The 23901-nt window shown below is 32.9% G+C and carries 15 protein-coding genes and 2 riboswitches; of the genes, 2 read left to right on the forward strand and 13 right to left on the reverse strand.

Features of this window, described 5'->3' with window-relative positions:
* Nucleotides 1-215: 215 nt before the first annotated feature.
* The 3 genes from CEF14_RS13315 to CEF14_RS13325 all read right to left on the reverse strand — a co-directional run bounded on the left by CEF14_RS13315 (nt 216) and on the right by CEF14_RS13325 (nt 4133).
* Nucleotides 216-1562: a nucleobase:cation symporter-2 family protein gene (locus CEF14_RS13315; RefSeq protein ID WP_102693295.1), complete on the reverse strand. Its 1347-nt coding sequence runs from the start codon at nt 1560-1562 to the stop codon at nt 216-218.
* Nucleotides 1563-1577: 15 nt separating this feature from the next.
* Complete coding sequence (locus CEF14_RS13320; protein ID WP_407690455.1) at nt 1578-2174, reverse strand: xanthine phosphoribosyltransferase; 597 nt, start codon at nt 2172-2174, stop codon at nt 1578-1580.
* A gap of 150 nt (nt 2175-2324) precedes the next feature.
* Nucleotides 2325-2426: riboswitch (purine riboswitch) on the reverse strand.
* A 234-nt stretch (nt 2427-2660) separates the two neighbouring features.
* Nucleotides 2661-4133, reverse strand: coding sequence for an amino acid permease (locus tag CEF14_RS13325; protein ID WP_245890168.1), 1473 nt, complete (start codon nt 4131-4133; stop codon nt 2661-2663).
* Nucleotides 4134-4310: 177 nt separating this feature from the next.
* Nucleotides 4311-4490: riboswitch (Lysine riboswitch) on the reverse strand.
* 207 nt (nt 4491-4697) lie between these two features.
* Between CEF14_RS13325 and CEF14_RS13330 the strand changes: the two genes are divergently transcribed.
* Nucleotides 4698-5912 carry a CynX/NimT family MFS transporter gene (locus CEF14_RS13330; protein ID WP_102693297.1) on the forward strand — a complete coding sequence of 405 codons (1215 nt, stop codon included), beginning with the start codon at nt 4698-4700 and terminating at the stop codon, nt 5910-5912.
* 35 nt (nt 5913-5947) lie between these two features.
* On the opposite strand, the gene CEF14_RS13335 is transcribed toward CEF14_RS13330, so the two are convergent.
* The 8 genes from CEF14_RS13335 to CEF14_RS13370 all read right to left on the reverse strand — a co-directional run bounded on the left by CEF14_RS13335 (nt 5948) and on the right by CEF14_RS13370 (nt 19523).
* The gene (locus CEF14_RS13335; RefSeq protein WP_102693298.1) at nt 5948-7012 is read right to left on the reverse strand and encodes a nitric oxide synthase oxygenase; all 1065 of its coding nucleotides are present in this window, start codon (nt 7010-7012) and stop codon (nt 5948-5950) included.
* A gap of 409 nt (nt 7013-7421) precedes the next feature.
* Nucleotides 7422-8534, reverse strand: coding sequence for a GGDEF domain-containing protein (locus CEF14_RS13340; protein ID WP_170061515.1), 1113 nt, complete (start codon nt 8532-8534; stop codon nt 7422-7424).
* Between the two features lie 385 nt (nt 8535-8919).
* Nucleotides 8920-9141 (reverse strand): hypothetical protein, encoded by a 222-nt coding sequence (locus CEF14_RS13345; RefSeq protein ID WP_102693300.1) that lies wholly within the window; start codon nt 9139-9141, stop codon nt 8920-8922.
* A 260-nt stretch (nt 9142-9401) separates the two neighbouring features.
* The gene (locus tag CEF14_RS13350; protein WP_170061516.1) at nt 9402-10583 is read right to left on the reverse strand and encodes a transglutaminase domain-containing protein; all 1182 of its coding nucleotides are present in this window, start codon (nt 10581-10583) and stop codon (nt 9402-9404) included.
* Nucleotides 10584-10945: 362 nt separating this feature from the next.
* Complete coding sequence (locus CEF14_RS13355) at nt 10946-15598, reverse strand: LPXTG cell wall anchor domain-containing protein (protein ID WP_102693302.1); 4653 nt, start codon at nt 15596-15598, stop codon at nt 10946-10948.
* Nucleotides 15599-15942: 344 nt separating this feature from the next.
* On the reverse strand, nt 15943-17058 hold the full coding sequence (locus tag CEF14_RS13360) for a response regulator (protein ID WP_102693303.1): 1116 nt from the start codon (nt 17056-17058) through the stop codon (nt 15943-15945).
* Nucleotides 17039-18016, reverse strand: coding sequence for a histidine kinase (locus CEF14_RS13365; protein ID WP_102693304.1), 978 nt, complete (start codon nt 18014-18016; stop codon nt 17039-17041). The genes CEF14_RS13360 and CEF14_RS13365 overlap by 20 nt, the downstream gene beginning before the upstream one ends.
* A 310-nt stretch (nt 18017-18326) precedes the next feature.
* Nucleotides 18327-19523: an MFS transporter gene (locus tag CEF14_RS13370; RefSeq protein ID WP_102693305.1), complete on the reverse strand. Its 1197-nt coding sequence runs from the start codon at nt 19521-19523 to the stop codon at nt 18327-18329.
* A gap of 603 nt (nt 19524-20126) precedes the next feature.
* Between CEF14_RS13370 and CEF14_RS13375 the strand changes: the two genes are divergently transcribed.
* Nucleotides 20127-21611, forward strand: a complete 1485-nt coding sequence (locus CEF14_RS13375; protein ID WP_102693306.1) for a catalase — start codon at nt 20127-20129, stop codon at nt 21609-21611.
* 286 nt (nt 21612-21897) lie between these two features.
* On the opposite strand, the gene CEF14_RS13380 is transcribed toward CEF14_RS13375, so the two are convergent.
* Nucleotides 21898-23196 carry an ABC transporter permease gene (locus CEF14_RS13380; RefSeq protein ID WP_102693307.1) on the reverse strand — a complete coding sequence of 433 codons (1299 nt, stop codon included), beginning with the start codon at nt 23194-23196 and terminating at the stop codon, nt 21898-21900.
* Nucleotides 23186-23881: an ABC transporter ATP-binding protein gene (locus tag CEF14_RS13385; protein WP_102693308.1), complete on the reverse strand. Its 696-nt coding sequence runs from the start codon at nt 23879-23881 to the stop codon at nt 23186-23188. Before CEF14_RS13385 ends, CEF14_RS13380 begins: the two co-directional genes overlap by 11 nt.
* Nucleotides 23882-23901: the final 20 nt, after the last annotated feature.

Consider the following 23901-nt stretch of genomic DNA (forward strand, 5'->3'; position numbering starts at 1 on the left):
TTTAAATTATCAAACTATTTTTTATTTTTAATATAATCGAAAAATATAATCAGTTACTCACAGAAAGAGTTAGATTGTATACAAATTTACGATACAATGCGAACTCTATATTCAATTTAAAATTCATAGCACTTATGGTTTGCTCCTTATTACTGTCATATTGAATAAATAAAAAAACCTCACCCTACACGGATGAGGTTTCAAATTATTACTTTTTAAGCATGTTTTTCAGTGAATTTAGCAGTTGATTCTTTCACTTCTTCATTTACTTGTACAGGTTCCATTTCAACTTGTTTATCTCTTCTCCATGGAATCATATTGAAGATAATATTTAAAACGATTGCTGTAACACTTCCTGCAACAATACCGTTACTTGTTAAGATGCGAACACTTTCAGGTAACACTTTGAAGATATCAGGAACAACTGTAACACCTAGACCCATACCAATTGAACAAGCAATAATCATGGCGTTGCCTTCAGATTCATGAATAGCGCTACCCAGCATTTTAATACCTTGAGAAACAACCATACCGAACATAGCAATCATTGCGCCACCCAGAACAGCAGTTGGAATAATCGTTGTAAGTGCAGCAACTTTAGGTAAAAAACCAAGCATTACAAGAAGAAGTCCTGTAATAAAGATAACTGCACGATTTTTTACACCAGTAAGTTGCATTAGACCAACGTTTTGAGAAAATGCAGTGTAAGGGAATGAGTTGAAAATACCACCAATAATTGAAGCCAAACCTTCTGATCGATAACCACGCGCAAGTGCTTTATCGTTTATTGGTGTCTTCGTCATATCACTTAATGCAAAATACGAACCAGTTGATTCTACTAGTGATACAAGTGCAACCAATGTCATTGTAACAATTGGCACAACGTGAAATTCTGGTGTTGCAAAGTAAAATGGTGTTACCAATTGACCCCATGCAGCTTCTTTAACTGGTGTGAAATCAACCTTTCCCATAAATGCTGCAGCAACTGTTCCTAATACTAAACCAATTAGAATAGCAATAGAACGAACAAAACCTTTCGTAAAACGGTATAACAAGATAATAGCGATTAATGTACCAAAAGCAAGTGAGATATTCGCTTCAGAACCAAAGTCTGGAGCCCCTTGTCCACCACCAGCATTATTAATGGCAACTGGAACTAATGTAATCCCGATAACAGTTACTACACTACCTGTAACAATTGGAGGGAAGAATTTTACGAGTTTACCGAAAAAGCCTGAAATAAGAACTACAATTATACCTGATGCGATGACCGCACCATAAATAGCACCTAAACCAAATCTTGTACCAATCCCAATAATCGGTGTTACTGCTGTAAATGTACATCCAAGAACTAGTGGTAATCCGATACCGAATACTTTTCCACGAGCAACTTGTAATAATGTAGCAATACCGCACATCATAATATCAATAGATACCAAATACGTTAACTGAGTGGAATTAAATTTTAATGCTCCACCAATGATTAATGGCACTAAAATTGCGCCTGCATACATCGCTAGTAAATGCTGAATTCCAAGTGTCGCCAGTTTTGCCTTGTTCATCTGATTAGTTGCCTCCTAAGCAAATTGTACTTTTCCGTTTTCTAATGAAGAAACAATAGCGAGAGAATCTACGCGGTAACCTTGTTCGCGTAATAATTGGCCACCAGGTTGGAAACCTTTTTCAATCACAATACCGATACCACTTGTAGTAGCACCTGATTGTTTTACAATATCAAGTAACCCCTTGGCAGCTTCTCCGTTTGCTAAGAAATCATCGATGATTAAAACAACATCATCATTATTTAAATAATCTTTTGATACAGAAATAGTATTGGATACTTTCTTCGTAAATGAATAAACATCTGCAGAATAGAAGTTATCTGTTAGCGTTACAGATTTACGTTTACGAGCAAAGACAACAGGGATTCCTAAAATAAGACCCGCCATAACTGCTGGTGCAATTCCTGATGATTCAATCGTAAGGATTTTTGTTAAACCTGCATCTTTATATCGATCTGCAAACTCTTTTCCGATTTCCTGCATAAGCTTTGGATCAATTTGATGATTTAAGAATGAATCTACTTTTAAAACGTCTTCTGATAAGACTTTACCTTCACTTACAATTTTGTCCTGAAGTGCTTTCAACCTTAGGATCTCCCTTCTTGATTTCATATTCTTCTTGTTTTTAGTTAGTGATCTAACAAAGCCTAAAATAAAAACTCGAAGAACTTGTACATCCAATCATCTATGAGTGGAGCAAAGTCCTTCGAGCTATATAGTCGAAAGAAATAGTAATGATGATTACTACGTGAGTAATCTAATTACTATATTATTGCTTCTCATAGTCAGATCATTTACGGTGATCTGGTAGAGACTCGCGAGCCATATTCTCGCTATTATATGAGTGAATGATATATTATTTTAGATTTGAGAATGTCACAATTATAGCATGCCATCGACAAATTTCAACAAAACATTAAAATATAAAACTATTCAGACAATTACAAAACCCGAATATTTTAAAATACAAATTAAATAATATAAGTATTTTACGAACATTCACAAGGCTTTTATGAAGAATTTATACTGTTTTCTAGTTAACCCAAGAAAAAAGCTAATCTATTCAGGCAACTCGCCTAAAATAGATTAGCTTTAAATTTAATCATGATTTGATGGATTCGATGTAAAATCTGCATCCTCTAAACGAACAATTTTGGTTCTATTTTTTAACTTGTAACCGAACCATAAAATTAAGAAAATTGGTACACCAATATAAGAAACTAACACTCCATACCAATCAATATGATCTCCAGTAAATGCGGTATAATTTTGCCCTAGTACGACAATCATACATAATACAAATGCAAAGATTGGACCAAATGGGAAAAATCTTGAGCGATATGGTAATTCAGATAAGTCATGACCTTGTGCAACGAATGCTTTGCGGAAACGATAATGACTTGCTGCAATCCCTAGCCATGCAATAAATCCACACATACCTGAAGCATTTAAAAGCCATGTATATACTGTACCTGTACCAAATAATGATGCTAAAAATGATAAACAAGCTACTAATACTGTTGCAACAAGTGCAGCTACTGGTACACCTCGTTTGTTCAATTTTTTAAAGATTTTAGGTGCTTTACCTTCCATCGCTAATTGCCATAATGTACGAGATGATGCGTATAAACCAGAGTTACCAGCTGAAAGAATAGCTGTTAAAATAACTGCATTCATAATAGATGCTGCAAATGCAACGCCAGCATGTTCAAACACTAATGTAAATGGACTGACTGTTACATCATCACTATTTGCTAAACGAGGATCTGTATATGGGATTAACAATCCAACTGCTAGAATTGCGAGAATATAGAATAACAAGATACGCCAGAAAATTTGATGAACCGCTTTTGGAATTGTCTTAGCAGGATTTTTTGTTTCACCTGCCGTAACGCCTAGTAATTCTGTTCCTTGGAATGAGAAACCTGCTGCTAGGAAAATACCCAATGTTGCAAAGAAACCACCATGGAAAGGAGCATCTCCTTTAAAGAAGTTTGTAAATCCAACTGGTGCTTTTCCCCCAAGAATTCCAAATATCATTAAGAAGCTGACAATTAAGAAGATGATAACTGTAGCGACTTTAATGAAAGCAAACCAATATTCGCTTTCTCCGAAACTATTAACAGATAAATAGTTTAACACAAAAATAATAACTAAAAACGCTGCACTCCAGATAAACGAAGGCGTATTCGGGAACCAATATTTCATAACGATAGAAACTGCTGAAATTTCTGCGGCAATGGTAATAGCCCAGTTATACCAATAGTTCCAACCTAGCGCAAATCCTAAAGCTGGGTCGATAAATTTAGATGCATACGTATTAAATGAACCAGAAACTGGCATATATGCAGCCATTTCTCCAAGACTTGTCATCAAGAAAAATACCATGATACCTATTAAACCATAAGCTAGTAATGCTCCACCAGGTCCAGCAGCAGCAACTGAGTTACCACTTGCTAATAGCAAACCTGTACCGATTGTTCCACCAAGTGAAATCATCGTAATATGACGACTTTTTAAACCTCTATTTAAGCTCTGTTTCTCTACAGAGCTTGTATTTTTTGTACTCATATGTCTCCTCTTTCCGATTTTCATTGCAAGAAAGGTCGGGTTGAAGTCAATCAAGATGCGGATCATAACACTAAGAGCATGTTACTATAAATAGTAGCTCTACCCATTCCGCTTTTAAAATTAAAAAAACCATCACAAGGATGCTTGAGATGGTATCTAGAATTCCCCATCAACCTTGATAAAGATAGCTCAACACGTCGTTTCAGGCGTGACAGTTCTGTACCTTTCGATAACAGCCCCAGCATTGATAATAAAAAGCTTACCAACACTTCGGCAATATTCCCTTTTTAATCGAGTCTATAATGCTTTTTCATCTCGTCGATTATACTTATGAATATCGCGACCTCTACCTCATCTATTGGATGAGGCATGCAATATATAGTTTTAATATGTACCCCATTATAATACAAGATATACCTGATAACAAGATAAAAAACACCTGGTATTTTAATACAATATAGTTTTGATTATCTTCATCTATTATTTTGTGTCTAAATATTGAAAATTACTATCTATTAATGATACGGTTGCTAAAGAAAATCAATTACAAAGGAGGTTAAGAGATTGACTTCACATCAATCAACAAAAGAAAGTAAAAAAATTACTTGGAACAGAAATTCTTGGATACTCGTACTCGGTATTATTTTCATTGCTGCCACATTACGATCTCCACTTACTTCAGTAGGCCCCATCATTTCTTATATAAAAGATGGTTTGGACATTTCAAATGTTCTAGCAGGATTTATAACAACCATTCCGTTATTAGCTTTTGCTATTGTATCACCATTCGCGCCGAAATTTTCAAGAATCTACGGTTTTGAAAAAACATTACTTTTTGCAATGGTTATTTTAACAGTAGGCATTTTCAGCCGTTCACTAGGAAATACATTCTTTCTATTATTAGGAACTGCACTAATTGGGATTGCAATTGCATTTGGTAATGTTTTACTACCAGCTCTTATTAAGTTAAAGTTCCCCTTACAAGTAGGCTTACTCACATCCATTTTCACTGTTGCAATGAATATTATGGCAAGTATAGCTGCTGGGATAAGCTACCCAATTGCCAACACTTCTTTTGGTTGGAAAGGTGCACTTGGTTGTTGGATTATTCTTGCTATCATCGCAATTATAATTTGGCTACCCCAGTTACGGCAAAAAGTAGAAATCAAAGAAAATCATAGTCATGCGAAGCTAAGTAAACCTATTTGGAAATACCCTTTAACTTGGGCGATTACGTTCGCAATGGGATTGCAATCTCTAATTTTCTATACAACAGCCGCTTGGATTCCAGCAATGTTAGAATCTCAAGGAATGAGCCCTAGTCAATCAGGGTGGATGTTCTCGATCATGCAATTTTCACAATTACCTATGACATTTCTTATTCCTATTTTGGCAGGGCGTAGATCAAATCAGCGCTCTCTTGTAGCAATGTTTGGTATATTCTACATTGTTGGCTTTGCCGGAATATTGATGAATTGGACTGCATTGACTATAGTTTGGATGATATTACTTGGACTTGCTGGTGGCGCATCATTTGGACTAGCGATGATGTTCTTTTCTTTACGTTCTCGTAATGCATTAGAAGCAGCCGAACTTTCAGGTACTGCTCAATCAATTGGCTACCTTCTTGCTGCGGCGGGACCAGTTCTTTACGGCTACATACATGATTTATGGAATAGTTGGCATGCCGCAAATATTCTATATGCCCTAACAGTTATTGGGTTACTCATTGCATCATGGATTTCAGCAAAAGATCGCTATGTAACGGCTGATAAGTAAAAAACTCGAGCGAATTTGAAGTCGCTCGAGTTTTTTTAATAAGGTATATTTTGATACGAATAATTAGGTGACTTTTTCGTATTATCATACGGCTTATGAAAGATATGTGTTGTAGCTGGTGATAATGGCGGTATCAGCCATGTCCAATTTCCTGTTACTTTACGATCTGCACTTTCTTCATTTGCTTCAAAACGTTTAAATTGTTGTGCAGCTGTATGATGATCGACAATACTCACACTATCCTCTTTAAAGGAATAAAGTACTGCTGTGTTAAGTTCTACTAGCGCACGGTCTTTCCATAAACTTGAATTTGAAGATGTGTTCAACCCCATTTTCTCCGCAACAACTGGTAGAAGGTTATAACGATATTCATCTGCTAAATTACGAGCCCCAATTTCAGTACCCATATACCACCCGTTAAAAGGAGCTGCCTCATATGTAATACCTCCTACCTCAAGTTTCATACTTGAGATCATTGGTACTGCATACCATTTCAAATGTAAATCAGTAAACCAAGTGAATTCAGGATGACGTAAAGGAACTTCTTTAATATACGCTTTTGGAATCTCAAAGAAACGAGGCTCTCTATTCTCTACTTGAATAACCAAAGGCAAAACATCAAATTGACCACCATTCCCTTGCCACCCTAACTTTATGCATTCTCTTGTAAATGTGAGGGAATCAGAGTCCCCTATTACAGAACCATCCCCTTGCTCATAGCCTGCATAACGAATAAGTTGATGATTCCAAATTCGGACTTTTTGCGGTTCAAAAACGGATATTGTAGGTCTTATCTTCCCATTATTTGTGGCGAACTCGATATGTTCTAAAAGCTTCTCGAAAATCATTTCTTCATCTGTTATAGCGCGTTGATCTTTTACTTGAAGTGATTGCCAAAACAATCTACCAATACATTTGTTACTATTTCGCCACGCTACTTTTGCTCCGTAAGCAAGTTCATCAGAAGTATGTGTATAATGTCCATACTCCATAATCTCCTTTTCAACTTCTTTAAGTCGTTTATCTAATTGATCTTTAGGCAATTTATTTTCCGTATAGTACAACTTTATAAAATCAACAGCCTCATTTAACATCGGCATAATATTACTAAAAACCTCCTATTAAAAACCAAGTACTTCTATCATAAATGAATTATTCTCACTAAAAAATATGTAGATTAAATACCAATTTATATCTTTATTTTTAGTAGTAAAATAAAAATACAGTTCATGAACTATAGGCTCTCAACCTTGAAAGGTTTTATACATGGAAAATGCAAAACTGTAAATAAACCCAAGGAATTCTCATTGCTTCTCGACACACTTTCCTGGATGCTAAATAAAAGGTTTTCGAATTCCTACTTTTACATATAGAAATACATCACCTGTTTACAGACTAAAAAAAATAAAATAAAAAGTATCGAAAGGAGTTCTCGATACCTTTTGTCACGAAAATAATAGATGATTTTTATACTTCCAATAAATTTAAGTGGATCTAATCCATAAGCGCTTATTGCAAAATAAGATATGAATTTCTACCTCTATCTTTTACCACATATAGAGCATGATCTGCATTGTTAATCACATTTTCAATTTCTTTCGAGCTGATACAAAATCCTGTGGAGGCACCAATACTGACTGTTATGATTTGAGAAACACTTGATTCTGAATGAAATATACTAAGTTTTGAAACCGCGTTTTCAATTTCCTTACAAAGATTTTCTACTCGTTCTACTGATATATCAGCTCCCGCAACTATGAATTCTTCTCCACCCCATCTGACCGTTATATAGCCATATTTATTTGCTATCAAGTCAACTGTTTTGGCTACTAGTTTTAATACTTCATCGCCATTTAAATGGCCATAATAGTCATTAAAATTTTTAAAATAATCAATATCGATTATAGCAGTCGTAAAGGAAATACCTTGTTTCTCGTTGTGCTCAAATAGGTTATTAATATACGCTTGAAAACCATGACGGTTTAAGACATTGGTCAATTCGTCATAGTGGGCTTGTTTCGCTAATTTTCTATTTGCAAATTGTAGCTGCTCTGCTAACAAAGCATTATTTTCTAATTCCTCACACCACTTTTGCTTTGTAAAATATAAATTCACAAATACATTGTAAACAATACGGGACAAGATAAATGATACAAATAATATAAGAAAGAACAGATATAATATGGCATAATAATTAGATTTGTAAGGCGAAATGAGTGCAAGACCTGTGCAAAATAGTATAGTAGCAAGTAAATTAATGATTATCATTTGCTTTGCAGAAGTATAAAATAATGCAGCGCAAAGAAACAAACAAATTGAGAGCATTAATATATGCTGATATCCTATCTGATCAATTAAAGAGACTCCTACTCCCCAAACAATTGAAAAGACTAAATAAATTAATACGATTTTTTCCCACTTTACAATTTCTCTCATAGCCCATTTGGATTCTTTCATTCGAGTATGAACAATATAAAAAAATGCACTATTAAATACACCCGATAAAGAATACAAAGTTAGATACGCTACAGAAAATACAGGTTGGAAATTCATAAAAAATACAGCATAGGTATTCAATAAGACAGCCCATATGATAACACCGATAAATATTTTCGATGTCAAAAGTATTCGAGACATATTTTCCAACAATCTCTCTTGTCGAAAATCCCAATTTTCTATGTGCTTGTTATCAAGCATATAATATAGTCACTCCAATCATTAAATCCCCAGCCCTCTACTATACATTTGCATTATATAATACGGAATTGCTTTCTATCTTAGATCAATCAAAGATCATACATAAAAAAGATAAATAGATATCCTTTATTATCAATATTTATAGTCATATTAACCCATTATCAATAAACAAATTCTAAACATACTTTTTAGGTTTTATGTATAAATACTACATAATTATAGAAAAGGCCCTAAATAATTAGGGCCTTTTCATAAATTTCCGTTCTTTTATTGTGTACAGTTCATCTGTTTCCCACAGACTTTAATTAAGCTAATCATTCGTAGAAGTATATTTTTTTTGCAAAATATAATACGATTCTTTTAATCGATAGGCTGAGTTTGGTGAATTCCAATTATCCCAGCTATATTGTTTAAATTTAGGAATCATTTTATTTTCTATTCTTGGAAATGAATCTAATAACTTTCCATGCTTATTCACATAAACAAGCCCTTCTTGGATTCCTGCTGTTTCGCTCACTGAATAATTATTCACCCACTTATGCTCCCCATAATTTTTTCATACTAGAGTCTGTATAAAAGTTGTGGAATACACATCCCTATTGTATTGTATTGTCCTTTTCAATAAAGAGTTATAGTCTTTACTATCAGGTTTCCATTTCCTTCTTTTAATTTATCTTTTTATTAGTAGGAATATAAAACTATCATTTAGTACATAACGAATAGGAAAGAATAAACCCGTAAATAAAAGCAAACCCTTTTAGGATTTGCTTTTACTGTTATTACGTATTTACTCTAAAGCTTTATTTGACCTATTTTCCCCGAATTCACTATTGTATAATACAGTATATTACTCCGAGTATATAAATTTATAACATGGAAATTTTTCACTATCTTCTTACCTTTACCCGTAAGCTTTACCTTGTATAAATAACCACCATTTGAGTAGTTACTGTAATAAATCCACTGACCAATTATTGCAAAATATGGAGCCCGATCATTGATTACTTTTGATATTTTTTTGGTGTTTTTTTTCATTTTATAAAGAATATCATTTTGTGTATTTGAATAGTAATAGTACCCATTTTTTTCAATCATATTATTCATAGTATGAAAATAATTATAATATTCACTAGTAGCAGCTGGATACGTACTTTGCGACCAGTAATGATCTTTTTCCAATTGTTTGTTCGTTAATAGGAAATAATTATAGTTTACTACCCCTTTTTTATTTGGCACGGGATCATCCCATGTAGTATCTACATAATAATATTTACCGTTTAATCTTACTAAATTCCATGAATGGTCTTCACCATTTGCTGTTCCTGTTACATAAAAGGATTGTATACCAACCTTTTTTAGCAATAATTGCATCGTTTTTGAATAACCATCACAAACTGATTTTTTATTTATTAGTGCTCCATAAACTTGATAAGAATCATCTGAGACTGTATTGTTCAGATAATTTTTATCATCATATTCTACATTTAAAACTAGATAATCATGGAGAGCTTTTACCTTTTCGAAATCACTCATTTTCTTTTTTATAGCTGTATTTATGACCTTTTTTACTGCAGTATTAATTTTATTTTTCTTTTGAATAATATTTTTTTTGCTATCATTATATTTAAATATAATTGTTCCATCCGATACAACCGTCACGCCATTATAATAAAAAATCTCTGGATTTTCTTTGACAACTCGATTTACAATATCTCCAACATCTCTATAGCTAATATTTTCAGGGTTAAATTTAGCACTACTATCTATATTTGAGAGGCTTTTTAGTGTAATATTATAGATCAATTGTTGTTCCTTATTTAGTGTATGTATGGAGTCTTTCTCCATTGCAAATCCTTGCATAGGAGCGATGCTGACTATTAATATAATGGATAGTAATAATTTCGTTAATTCCCTCATCTGTATCATTCCTATCACTTCTTTTTCTTTAATTGTAATAGAAATTACATAAAACAAGAATATTTCATTAGACGTATAGGCTATTTAAAACCATGAATATTAATAGTATAATTACCCACATTTTTTACTAATAGATAAAAACAGAATACTAAAATAGTATCAAATACCTAAATCTATCATTTGTTTTAAAACTTCGCTTTTACACTAAGAGGATGGGACAAAACAAAATTAGCCCCTCCCAAAGCCGAATAATTGAAACTTAATTGAATTTAATTTCATAAAGCATCTTTCTTCGAGAAAATCCGATTATTCGATGATGAAGAAAAAATCCGAACAAATATGAAATTTTAAATAGAATCTCACATTATCGTTCGGATTTTTCATTAGCTAAAATACTTTTGTCCAAGCTTCTTATAAAGTTATGCTTTTTTATTTCTTTTATTAAATAATATCCATAAACCTAACACTATTACTATAAAGCCTGCAAATAATGATTTCCATAAAGATTCCATACCTGTTTGAGGTAGAGATTTTCCTTTGGTAGAAGATGTTGATTCATTTAATTCTTTTTCTTTTTTCACATTTTTAGATGTGTTTGGCTTTGAATAATTACTTAAAGAATTCGGTTGATCTTCTTTACCTTTTTTACCAGAATGATTTGTTTTTTGATTATTATCATCTTCATGGTTATTTGGATTGGTTGGATTTTTAGAGTTATTTGGTTTACTTGGCTTACTTGGCTTACTTGGTTCTCCTGGCTTACTCGGTTCTCCTGGACCTGGAATATAAGGTATACGTACGTTAGACTTTGATAAATCTATAATATTAATCTGTTCTCTATCAATCGTAAATTCAACTGGCTTGCTGTCCAAATAATAACCTGTTGGTGCTTTTGTTTCTATTAGTTGATAATTACCTTCTTCTAGATTTTCTACATAGATTTCTCCATTATCATTTGTTACTAGTTGTTCCTTCCCAACAACAACTTGATAACCATCCGTACCTGATTTTTGATACATTAATTTAAATTCGGCACCTTTTAATCCAAGATTGGTATTATTAGCATCTACTTTTTTCAATTTAAATGCACGAATAATTTTATTGTTTTTAACCTGCACTTCTTTGTGCTCTTGATCTAAATCTACTGAGATATTGCCATCTTCTTTATCGATTGCATAACCATTTGGTGCTTTTATTTCTTTTAATGTGTATTGATCATAAGGTAAATCTGTGAAGGTAATTTTACCTTTATTATCAGTTTCCTTCGTATCCATTAAGTTATTTTGACTATTATAAAGTTCAAATTTTGCACCTTCTAAAACCTGTGATGAATCCTGACCATCTACTTTAATAATAGAAAGACTGCCTTTACCTCTTTCATTTGTCTTTTTTACTTCTTTTGTTGCTATTTGATCTTTTTCAATCGTAAATGAAACAGGTTTTTGATCTAACAAGTAATGTTCAGGAGCTTTTGTCTCAACAAATTGATAGTCACCTGGTGTAAGATTATTCACAAAGATTTTACCGTTTTCATCAGTTGAGAATTTGGAATTTCCTTCAATTACTTTATAATTCCCATCAGAGTCTTTTTGCTGCAATTCAAATTCAGCATCTTTTAATGGGTTTTTATCATTATCTGAGTCTACTTTTGTAAGCTCCACAGCTCGTATGACTTTTGAATTTTTAATGGTTAATTTATTTTCATCATTTATCTCTACTTTTTGAGGATCCTTAATATCTATTGCATACCCATCTGGAGCAAGTAGTTCTTTTAATAAGTAGTTTCCAAAAAGAAGTTTATCAAACAGTATAATCCCATTAACATCAGTAGTTGATGTTTTAATTACGGTATTAGTTTCCTCATCAATTAATGAAAATACAGCACCTTGTAAAAATTTTGTTGCATCATCTGCTGCTACCTTTTTAACTGTTAGGCTACCTACTTTACCCTCACCTGTTCCCATTCCTGTAGTTTGTTTAACGGTAATAGAAGACGAAGATTGAGTATTCTCTGTTGTTATTTGTTTACCTGTTAGTTTGATATCATTATTAATTCTTGCTCCTACTTTATCTAATATAAGTGATTGATATTCTAGTATATATGGTGCATTAATAGCGTTTGTAAACTTAAGTTCAAATGACTCATCACCAAATGTCTTGGTAATCGTATAGTCTTCTCCTTCTTTAAGCTCTTTTCCCTTCGTAACATTTCCATTTTGATCAACGGTCGTGTCATATAAATGGAAAGAATCCTCCAAAATGGATTGGTTTTCGCTTGGTTTATCCGTTAATACAACATCAGAAATTGAGGATTGTCCAAAGTTAAGATTAACTTTCCAATTTATAATCTTACCTTTTTGCTCACCTGATTTTGTTGTATATTCTCCGCCATGATTTATGGATACAGTTGCTGAGAGATTGGTTACTTTTTCTCCATTATTATAAACCGTAGCTGTGTTGTTATATTTATCTTTTATAAGTAAATCTTTTAAGCTCGTTTTATACGAAATTTGATAGGGGTCATTTATTTCATTTTTGAATATTACTTTAAAACCTGAATTTCCGGCTTCATTTGGTCCAATTTTTTCTATAGTATAATCTTCACCTTCAACTAATTCCTTATCCACTCTTGCAACACCGTTTGCTCCACCGGTTAACGTCATCTTAGTAACAACTATTGAATCTGGATCAAGCTTTTGACCATCTACTATATAATCTTCTACTGAAGCATTTGAAAGTGTTTTAAGATTATAGTTAACCCCAATATTCCATGTGATTTCTTTATTTACGGCATTGTATGAACCATTTTTAAAACCATTGGATTGCGTATAGTTATCCGGCGTGAAAGTGGCAGTTGTCTCTTTCGACTTCCCATTACCGTTTTCGTCTATCCATGTAAGAAGCGCTTTATTATCTAGCGATTTTTTAGTTTTATCATCACGCTCTTCATAGTTAAATGTAGTTTTATACTCAATGGTATACGGAGTAGCCATGTCATTCTTAAATTCAATTTTAAAACCATCGCTATCTGATGTAACTGTATAATCCGTATCTAATTGAAGCGTTGTTGCACCAGTTTTAATCACTAATGTATCTAGAAGGATTGTTAATCCCTTATTCGTAAAGGTATCATTCAATTTAACATTTTTCATTGAATGACTATCATTATTAAAAGTAATTTTCCAACTTGCAGTCTTATCTTTATAATTTGCACCTGCAAATTGTTTCGTCAATATTTGTTGATTGATATATTTAGTACCAGTCGCCTGTTTACCATCACCATTTGTTACGTTATTAATAATATTCTCTCCATCAAAGACACGATCAATTGCTTTTGTTTGATAGACAACCTTATATGCATTATCTATATCATTGTCGAATTTTAGCTCAAATCCATTTTTCCCATTTTGTGAATCCTTCGTTATTGTAAAACCAGATGTAACAGGGATTAAACTTCCTTCACTTCCATTATCATTAATAGTAACTTTATATACTTTAACTGAATGATCTACAAGCTCTTGTGAATTATTAAAGTAGTCTTTTAAGATTGCATTGTCTGCAGGGATTGTTTTTTCATTGTAATTGTATTTAATTTCCCAATTAATAGTTTGTTTTGAGCCATCATAATTTGTGTAACTTTTTGATAATGCCGTCCCACGACCAACATTTACAGTTGCACTTGCAGACTGATTATTCATATCATCACCAGATAGTGTGGCTGTATTGACATATTGAGTTTTATCTTGATCTGTAATATTGGTTGTGTACACTACTCGATAAGCTGAATGAATATCTCCTAGATTTAGTTGGAAATCCTTACTTTCAGTTGTTTTTCCAATTCCCAATCCGTGTACTTCTTCACCTTGTTCTACGCTTCCATCAAGATGTGTAACTAATTTATATACTTTGATAGAACCCTCTTGTAATACCTGACCATCTTGAATCGGATCACTTAGTACTGCATTTTTGATATCATTCAGATTTTTATTGACATCAACTGTCCAATCGATTGAATTTGCATTGTAGTTCTTATTAGGAATGCCACTTTTATCTATAGCAGAACCATTCGAAATATAGTTAATCGGAATATCTATAGATGCTTGTCCTTCAATTGGTATTACAGTCACCTTTTTATCATCAGTAATTACTACTTTCTCACTAAGTTTAGATAAAACTTGGAGTGTACCTTTGATATTAGAATTAGATTCAATGAAGTTATTAAAAACTACAGTAACCTCACCATCCATAGCTACTGAGAATTCCCCAATCGTTTCATTATCAAATTTAAGTGGCTGGTGATCCACAGTTTCGTATACTTCTAATTCCTTTGGTAGGTGGAATTTAAATGTAGCCCCATCTGTATACTTATGACCATTCGGAAGGGCGTACGTATAATCTACAGCAATGATTGATTCACGATCCACCTTATCAATAGTGCTTCCTTGTGAATTTGTAAAAGTTAATTTTGCACTTGTTAAAATATTTTCATTGATATCCGTATTTTGTATTTTCGGATTGTCAATTTGCTCAGAATCTTGATTTGTAATCGCTTGAGGTTGTTCTTCAGTATTACCTGTTAAATCTCCTAATTTTTTTATTTCTGATTCTATTTGTTGATCTGTTACAGGTTTTGTTTGTTCCTCTTGGGCTGATAGTTTATCTTTTTCTGCACTATCAGTAGATATAACATTATTTTCTTTTTTTGCATGGATCTCTATCGTACCTGTTCCACTTACTGTTTGGTGAGGAGAAATAGACACCTTTATCTGATTGCCTGAAACAGTGTATGAACCTATTGTTGTTTCGTTAATTTTCAAAGAATTTGTTTGTGATTGTTCAACTGTAATATTTTCAGGTAATTGAAAATCATATATTGTATCTGATTCCTTATCACCAGCTGTAAAATTCCAATTATATTGTACTTTTACTGATGATTCATCTATTTGACTTACTTTCGCTTCACCTAAAGTAAACAATTGATCATTTGTATTCGCGGCATATGTAGCAAGTGGTATTAAAAAATTATTAGCAAGCAATACGATCAACGCAACTATAAAATATAACTTCTTCATATTGTCCCCTTTCCAGTTATTATTTCTTGTTTTTTATGTGCAAATTAAAACATTAGCAAAAAAATTAGATTTAATTTACATATGATTTAGTACATTCTATCAGTGCATACTAAACAAATTCTGAAATTTATATTTACAAACAGACTAAAATACTTATCTTTACATCATTTTTTATAAAATCTACTATAAAATAGGTATTTAATCATGGTTTTTGGTAAAATGATCATTTTATATGTGTCTTCAAAATCAATATAGGTATTTATTTCCTCTCACAGTTCTAAATCGTACGTTTCTCCATATAAAAAGAGCCTATGACTTCTGTATTAGAAACCATAAACTCTTTTTTATTGTTTATTAAAATAATGATTATTCAATTCTACAATATCGGTTGGTATGTTAACTTCCAACTCCTCTATTAAGCGCTGTGTAATAAGTTGAAATACGTCTTTCACTTTTCTTGTATCATTTAACTCGCAATAATGTTCTAATAATTGATACATTATGTTTTCATCATAAGGATTAAGATGTAACATTTTTTCTAAACATGCACCAACTAACTTTGTATGCTCCTTTTCGTATTTTGAACCGACAACAAATTTTTGTAGATAACGGAGCACTTCTTGTTTCAGTTCTTGCTGATATTGAATGGACCATATAAAATCATCATTTTCCAAATAATCGCCACTATAAAGTTTTAAAATGCTTTCAACTTTTTTTGAATCCAAACAATCCGATTTAATAATCCTTTCTAACTCAAGTACATCCGTTTCTAATTGAATCGATAATCTATAATGATCATTTACTAGTATTATTGGATTTTCTATGCCAATCTCCTTTAATGTTTTCCTTAGTTGATAGATGGTCGTATGTAGTAATGATACGGCTTTCTCAACCTGCTTATCTGGCCAAAGTTCATCGATAATAAGTGATTTATGGATAGGATTTTTTCGATTATGCCACAAAAATGCAAATAATTCTTTTACTTTTTTTGTACGCCATTTTACCTCATTATTTTGATAATCCATGAGTCTAAAGCTGAGCATAAAAAATCCATATAAAAGTTTATCTGATTCTCCCATATGCTTTTCTTTAGGTATAAAAGTTAATCTTTCTTTTATCTTTTTGATCGCTTTTTGAAGTCTTGGCATACTAACAGGCTTTAATAAATAATCAATTGCATTCACTTCAAATGCTTCTAATGCAAACTGAGGATGTGCTGTTACAAAAAGGACTTCAATACCATCATCCTTCTCCATCACTTTCTCTGCAAACTCAAGTCCGTGAATTCCAGGCATCTCCATATCCAAAAATATAACATCAACATGAAGCGTTTCTAGATCTTTTAACGCTTCAATTGGATTAGTATATTTTCCAACAATCTCTATTTGTTCTATCTTGTGAAGCATGATTTCCATCACTTCTAAAGAAGGTTCCTCATCATCAATTAATAAGACTCTCATTATAATCTACCTCTGGTAATATTATTGTAATTTTCGTTCCCTTTCCAACTGTACTTTCTAATGAAAATGTCGCATTTTTAATCAACTTTAATTTTCTAAATGGGTTAGAGAAGCCAATTCTTGTTCCCTTACCATTTAATAGTTCTTCTTGTTTTTCAATTGGAATCCCTACTCCGTTATCTTCAATTATTATTTTAATACCTTGATCTACTTTCTTCATAACAACTTTGACAGTACCACCACTTTGTTTCGATACTACTCCATGATTTACTGCATTTTCTACAAGCGGTTGAATAGTCATAGAAGGTATTACAGCCTCAATATTATCGTCAATATCGTATTTAATGTGTAATCGTTCACCAAATCGTAATTTTTCTATCGCTAAGTAGGCTTGTACCAATTCAATCTCATTTTCAAGCGGAATAAGATTATTCTGAGTATTATAATCTAATTTAGCTCGGAAATAGATTGACAAATATTGCAGAGCTTCTCTTGTTTTCTCTTGGTCTTTATAACTTAAGCCAATAATCGTATTAAATGTATTGTACAAGAAATGTGGAGGTATCTGCATTGATAAGGAATTTAGTTCATTTTTAATCGCTTCTTTTGAGGATTCTTTGATTAATAACAACGAATCTATACGAATCTTCAATTCCTCCATATTAACAGGCTTTTTCAAGAAATCATTAGCCCCTCCTTTAAAAGATACGACTAAATCCGTTAGTTGTCCTGCTGCTGTTAATATGATAATTGGTAATTCTGCAACATCATAGTCCCTTCGTACAATCTCACAAACTTCTAATCCGGGATTGATGGCATCATTAAATCTAATACTAATATTCCAATTTCCCGGGACATGATGAATAGTTGCTAGCTTATGATGATTTTCATTAAAGGTGTGCAGATTTTTATCCGAAGCAATTAAATTGCCACTCACCATCCAAATTAACATTTTCATTATCCTGAAAATCTCGACGACTTAAGCTAATAGACCATTTTTAGCTTCGGGACCTTTTGGCTCAAATAGATTAAAATAGTTAAAGCTACTTATAAAGTAAAGAGACAAATCACTATACAACCAATGTTAATAACGTTCTTTTCATAGAGTACTTCTTTATATGAATATCTAATATGATTATTATTTGGTATTACATTCATTTATCTCTATTGTAAATGAAGAATCCTATAAACCGCTTCTATGGGTTTTAGCAAACTTAGACATAAAAAGATGCCCAAAGTAAAAACTTCAGGCATCGATTCTAATTCTATTATATAATTAGCCGTCTATTTTTTATAATTACCATCATCGCCACAAATAATAATAACCCTGACCCTATAAATACAATACGAACACCAATCCAGTCTACCAAAACGCCAACTAGCAACGCCATCATGCCATATATACTTAAAGTTACGGTACCCATTGAAGTATAAACTGTCGGTAAGTCTTCTGTCTTGACTGATTTTTGAATAATTGTTATTTGTGGAATACTCTTAAGCTGACCGAACATCCCCATTAATCCTGACATGACAAGCGCAGTAATCGGTACACTCGTTAAACCAAAGAGTATAGTACTTATTGTTGTAACAATAAATCCTGTTATAATGAAGAAAAATTTCCGGTCATCTGCTAATGCTGCATTTTTCATCATATACAAACTCCCAAGTAATAGCCCTATAAAAAAAGAGCCATTGATAAAGCCCCACCATTCTTGGCTAGCATGTAATGCATTTTCTACAAAAGCATAAAGGATAGAAGCAATCCAAACTGTACTAGCTAGTGTTTCTAGTATTTCTATAATAAGTTGTACCTTTAAAATAGGTGTTGCTCGTATTGTTTGCCACCCTTTTACCAAACTCTCACGGATACTACTGTCCTCTTGCTTTCCTTGATTATTTACAGGTGTAAGTCCACCAAAGAGTAATGAAGAAATAACAAATAAAGTCGCTACAAGAATGATCAATATATTAGTACCCATCCAAATTAAAAGTAAACTACCAAAAAGCCAAGATGCAATTTGTATTGTTTGCGAAACAGAATCGACTACACTATTAGCCTTTACTAATTCATGATTTTCTACATAATAAGGTAAAAGCGAATGAATAATAGGGTTTGCACAACCATCTAATAACGCAATACCAGCAATTAATAAGAACATCACAAAGTAGTTTTCTTCAGTAACGAAAAAAATCATAAACAGACTCAAGCAAAACAGTAGAATCGTTTTCCCAATCTGCGAACTAACTAATAATGACTTTAACGACCATTTTCTCATACCAATTGGAGATAAAATACTTGATACAAACATAGACATGGTAATGGTAAATGGTACGAAAGCACTTAATGCTGCAGAACCCGTTATTCGATATAGCAAGCTAATGACACAAATAATATAAAAAGAATCCCCTAAATTAGCAATTGACTGACCCATTAACAACAAATAGAAATTACGATTAAAATGCATGTTAATCCCCCTATTAAACATGTTCTGAATATGCTTTTTAGGTAATTTCTATACTGGACGATTCATCTATTGGTTACTCTCCTTTTATTAATTAGCTTAGCGTTCTTTTATAGGGGGCATAAAAGTGCCAATACTAATGGATTTATCTTTTCATAAATTTATTATTTTTCCATAAAAATGTCAATCAACAACAGCGATGTTGGAAGATTAATAGTTTCACTAAAGCTAATTATTTTTTCAATTAATATTGAATTTATATCAGAAATGATAATAATAATTATTACAATATGCAATTAACTATTTATTTTTTCACTAATGGGAATGCAAGATAATTTAAAACATTCCATACCACTATTAATTTTCACTAGTTTAAACAAAAAAAATTAGGTTATAGAACCATTTTCGAATTATTCTTGACTATAACGAAATAAAGTAATTGTAAAAGGGGACTTCGATAATACATAAACTGTAAGTTGTTTTTATATTACTTTCTTTAAAATAAATATTCCTTAAAAAGAATCATTATAATTTACTTTCAATTTGAATTCTGTTATAGTTGTTTTCGAAGAGGTAATTCTATTTTTTTTAAGGAGGAATTAATTCATGACAAATCATAACAACAAAAAGTTAACTACTGCTGCTGGTGCTCCTGTCGTAAGTAACACAAACTCGATGACTGCAGGTAAACGTGGTCCCGTACTTTTACAAGATGTTTGGTTGATTGAAAAATTGGCTAATTTCAACCGTGAAGTAATTCCAGAACGTCGTATGCACGCAAAAGGGTCAGGAGCTTTTGGTACTTTCACTGTAACTCATGACATTACTAAATATACTAAAGCAACAATCTTCTCTGAGGTTGGTAAGAAAACAGAAATGTTTGCTCGTTTCTCAACTGTAGCAGGTGAACGTGGTGCTGCTGATGCTGAACGAGACATTCGAGGTTTCGCATTGAAATTCTATACAGAACAGGGGAACTGGGATTTAGTGGGTAACAATACACCCGTATTCTTCTTCCGTGATGCAATGCATTTCCCTGATTTAAACCATGCTGTAAAACGTGACCCTCGTACAAATATGCGATCAGCAAATAACAACTGGGACTTCTGGACAAATTTACCTGAGGCATTACATCAAATTACTTATGTAATGGGTGATCGTGGTATTCCAACTGACTACCGCCATATGCACGGCTTTGGTTCACACACTTATTCCATGATTAATGCACAAAACGAACGCATTTATGTGAAATTCCACTTCAAAACACAACAAGGTATTCAAAATTTAACTGATGAAGAAGCTGCTGAAGTAATTGCAAAAGACCGCGAATCTTCACAACGTGATCTTTACGAAGCAATTGAACGTGGTGAGTTCCCTAAATGGACAATGTACATCCAAGTAATGACAGATGAACAAGCAAAAAATCTCCCATACAATCCATTCGATTTAACAAAAGTATGGTATAAAAAAGACTTCCCTCTAATTGAAGTTGGTGAATTTGAATTAAACCGTAATCCGGCTAACTACTATGCTGAAGTTGAACAAGCCGCATTTGCTCCTTCAAATGTAGTTCCTGGTATTAGCTTCTCACCAGACCGTATGTTACAAGCGCGTCTATTTGCTTATGCGGATGCACAACGCTATCGTTTAGGTGTTAATCACAACTTAATTCCGGTAAACGCTCCAAAATGCCCCGTTCACAATTTCCACCGCGATGGTGCAATGCGTACAGACGGAAATTTAGGTAGTACTTTACACTATGAACCAAACAGCTACGGTGAATGGCAAGAACAACCACAATTTAAAAACCCTGCTGAAGAGGCAGGTCCAGCAGATATCTATGACTTCCGTGAAGACGATGATAACTACTTCGAACAACCAGGTAAATTATTTAACATCATGAGCTCAGATGAACAACAACGTTTATTTGAAAACACTGCTCGTAATATGGAAGGCGTTGAATCCTTCATCAAAGAACGTCATATTATCCACTGCTACAAAGCAGATCCAAAATACGGTGAAGGTGTTGCAAAAGCAATGGGTATTGACATTAACACGATTGATGTACTAAAAGAAGTTCAATACCACTAAGATTCATAATTAAAAACAATTCGACAAAATATCCCATAAAAAAGACTGTAGCCAAACTTATAAGTAAAGTTTGGCTACAGTCTCTTTATTTTCGTTGAAAAAATGTGGGTTAGATTTTTAATACAATGAAATTAGTAACAACAAGATCTGCAATTGTTTTTTCGTCTATTCCTTCAAAAACTACTTTTCTATCGCTTACAATAAAAAATCCCTTGAGACATATGATGCCCCAGGGATTTTCATTTATAACGATTAGCATCGATCCATTATCTTTTAATACAACCTATTATTCTTGACGTAACGCTTGAATGACATCAATCTTAGTTGCCTTTCGAGCTGGGCGCCAACCACTCATAATAGCAACACCTACACTAATTAGTGATGCAATTACGACAAGCTCCCATGGTATCGTTGAAAATTGAATTCCTGCTTTTTCAATACCGCTATCTGGCATGACTGCATCTAAGATTTTGGGTAATGCAAAGTTCGCCAAAAAGCTAATGATATAAGAAATGATAATTGCAATAGAAGTTCCTAAAATACCTATATAAGCACTTTCCATCACAAACAGTCTTTGAATTAACTTTGGACCAGCTCCAATCGCCTTCATCACACCTATTTCACGCGTACGTTCAGTAACTGCCATTGTCATTGTATTAAAAATACCAATAGAAGCAATTAAAACCGCTATTGTTCCCACAAAAATAAGTCCTACTTTTAAGGCTAGGAAAAATACATTTAATTGATCTAATTGTTCAGTTACGGAATAGACAGATAAATCCATTGCTTTCAACTCTTTTAGTACACCTTTAACCGCTTCGATATCAGTTGCATAAACATTGTAGTTTACATAGTAAAAGTCTTTTTCTTTCATCGCTTTATCGACTATTGCATTATAATCCTTTAAAATATAAGGCTTCATCGTATCGCTTAGTTGTATTGTCGTATCCATAGCCCACTCTTTAGAAGGCTTCTCACCAATTCCAACTATTTTATATTGTCGTACCTTCGTATGCTTATCTCCATTTTCGGATGTAAAGGATAAGGAAATGGTTTTACCTAATAATGAATGTTGATAACCTTTTTTTAATGTTCCTTCCTCATTTTTTTCATCCTTGATACTTTGTTCTTCCTTCTTCGTCAATAAGTTTTGTCCTAAATTATAGCCAACAACAATTTCATTCTCTTTTGTCGGATATGTACCTTTAGATAATTTAATTTTCGCTTTTCGCTGCTCTTCAAAATTATTAAAATTCACCTCACCGGATCCAGAGCGATTTTCAAATTTTACATTTGAACTTAATGCATTACTGAATTGCGTTGTTTCAACAAATGCCTGAACATTTGGGATTTCTTTAATAGTCTTCTGATCGATTCCTTTTTCAGAATTATATACTTCTATTTTCGTCACAGCACTATCTGACAAAATTTCTTTCCTAAGTGAACCTTGTAGACCAAATGCAATTGATGCTAATACGATTAAAAACGCGCACCCCATTGTTGTCGCTAATATGGTCGTGAAAATGCGCATACGATTTTTTTTGACATGTTGTCTTACAAAATCTACTTGATCTCTAAACTGCACTTGGAACAACCTCCTTTAATACACCATCATGCATTAGGAATTTCCGATGTGCTGTATTTGCCACTTCTTCATCGTGTGTAATGATGATAAATGTAATATCCATTGATTCGTTTAATAACCTGATTAACTGTAAAATTTCCTGTTCAGTTTCTGAATCTAAATTTCCAGTTGGCTCGTCTGCTAAAATAATAGGTGGATTTGTTACAAGTGCTCTAGCAATACAAACACGTTGTTGTTGACCACCTGACAGTTCATTAGGATAATGATCTGAAACTGTATCTAATCCAACCTTTCTTACTATTTTTTGGACGATTTGAAATCGTTCATTTTTGCCCACACCTTGAATTTTCAATGGCAATTCAATATTTTCAAAGGCCGTTAAGCCAGGCATCAGTTGAAAATTTTGAAAGATAAATCCCATATTCTCAGATCGGAATTTTGCACACTCCGATTCAGATAGATGGATGGTTTCTTTTCCTTGTATGACAATCGATCCTTGCTCAGGCTTAAGAAAACCTGCAATAGCATTTAGTAATGTCGATTTTCCAGAACCACTTTTTCCAACAATTGAAATAATATTTCCTTTATCAATGTCAAAAGAGATATTCTTTAATACTGGAACTCTTTTTTCGTTGCCCTTTTTACCAATTTTAAATGTATGACTGACATTTTGTACGTTAATCAAAAATAGGAACCTCCCTCGCT

Origin of the sequence: Rummeliibacillus pycnus (assembly GCF_002884495.1) — a bacterium.
In the GTDB taxonomy this organism is placed as follows: domain Bacteria; phylum Bacillota; class Bacilli; order Bacillales_A; family Planococcaceae; genus Rummeliibacillus; species Rummeliibacillus pycnus.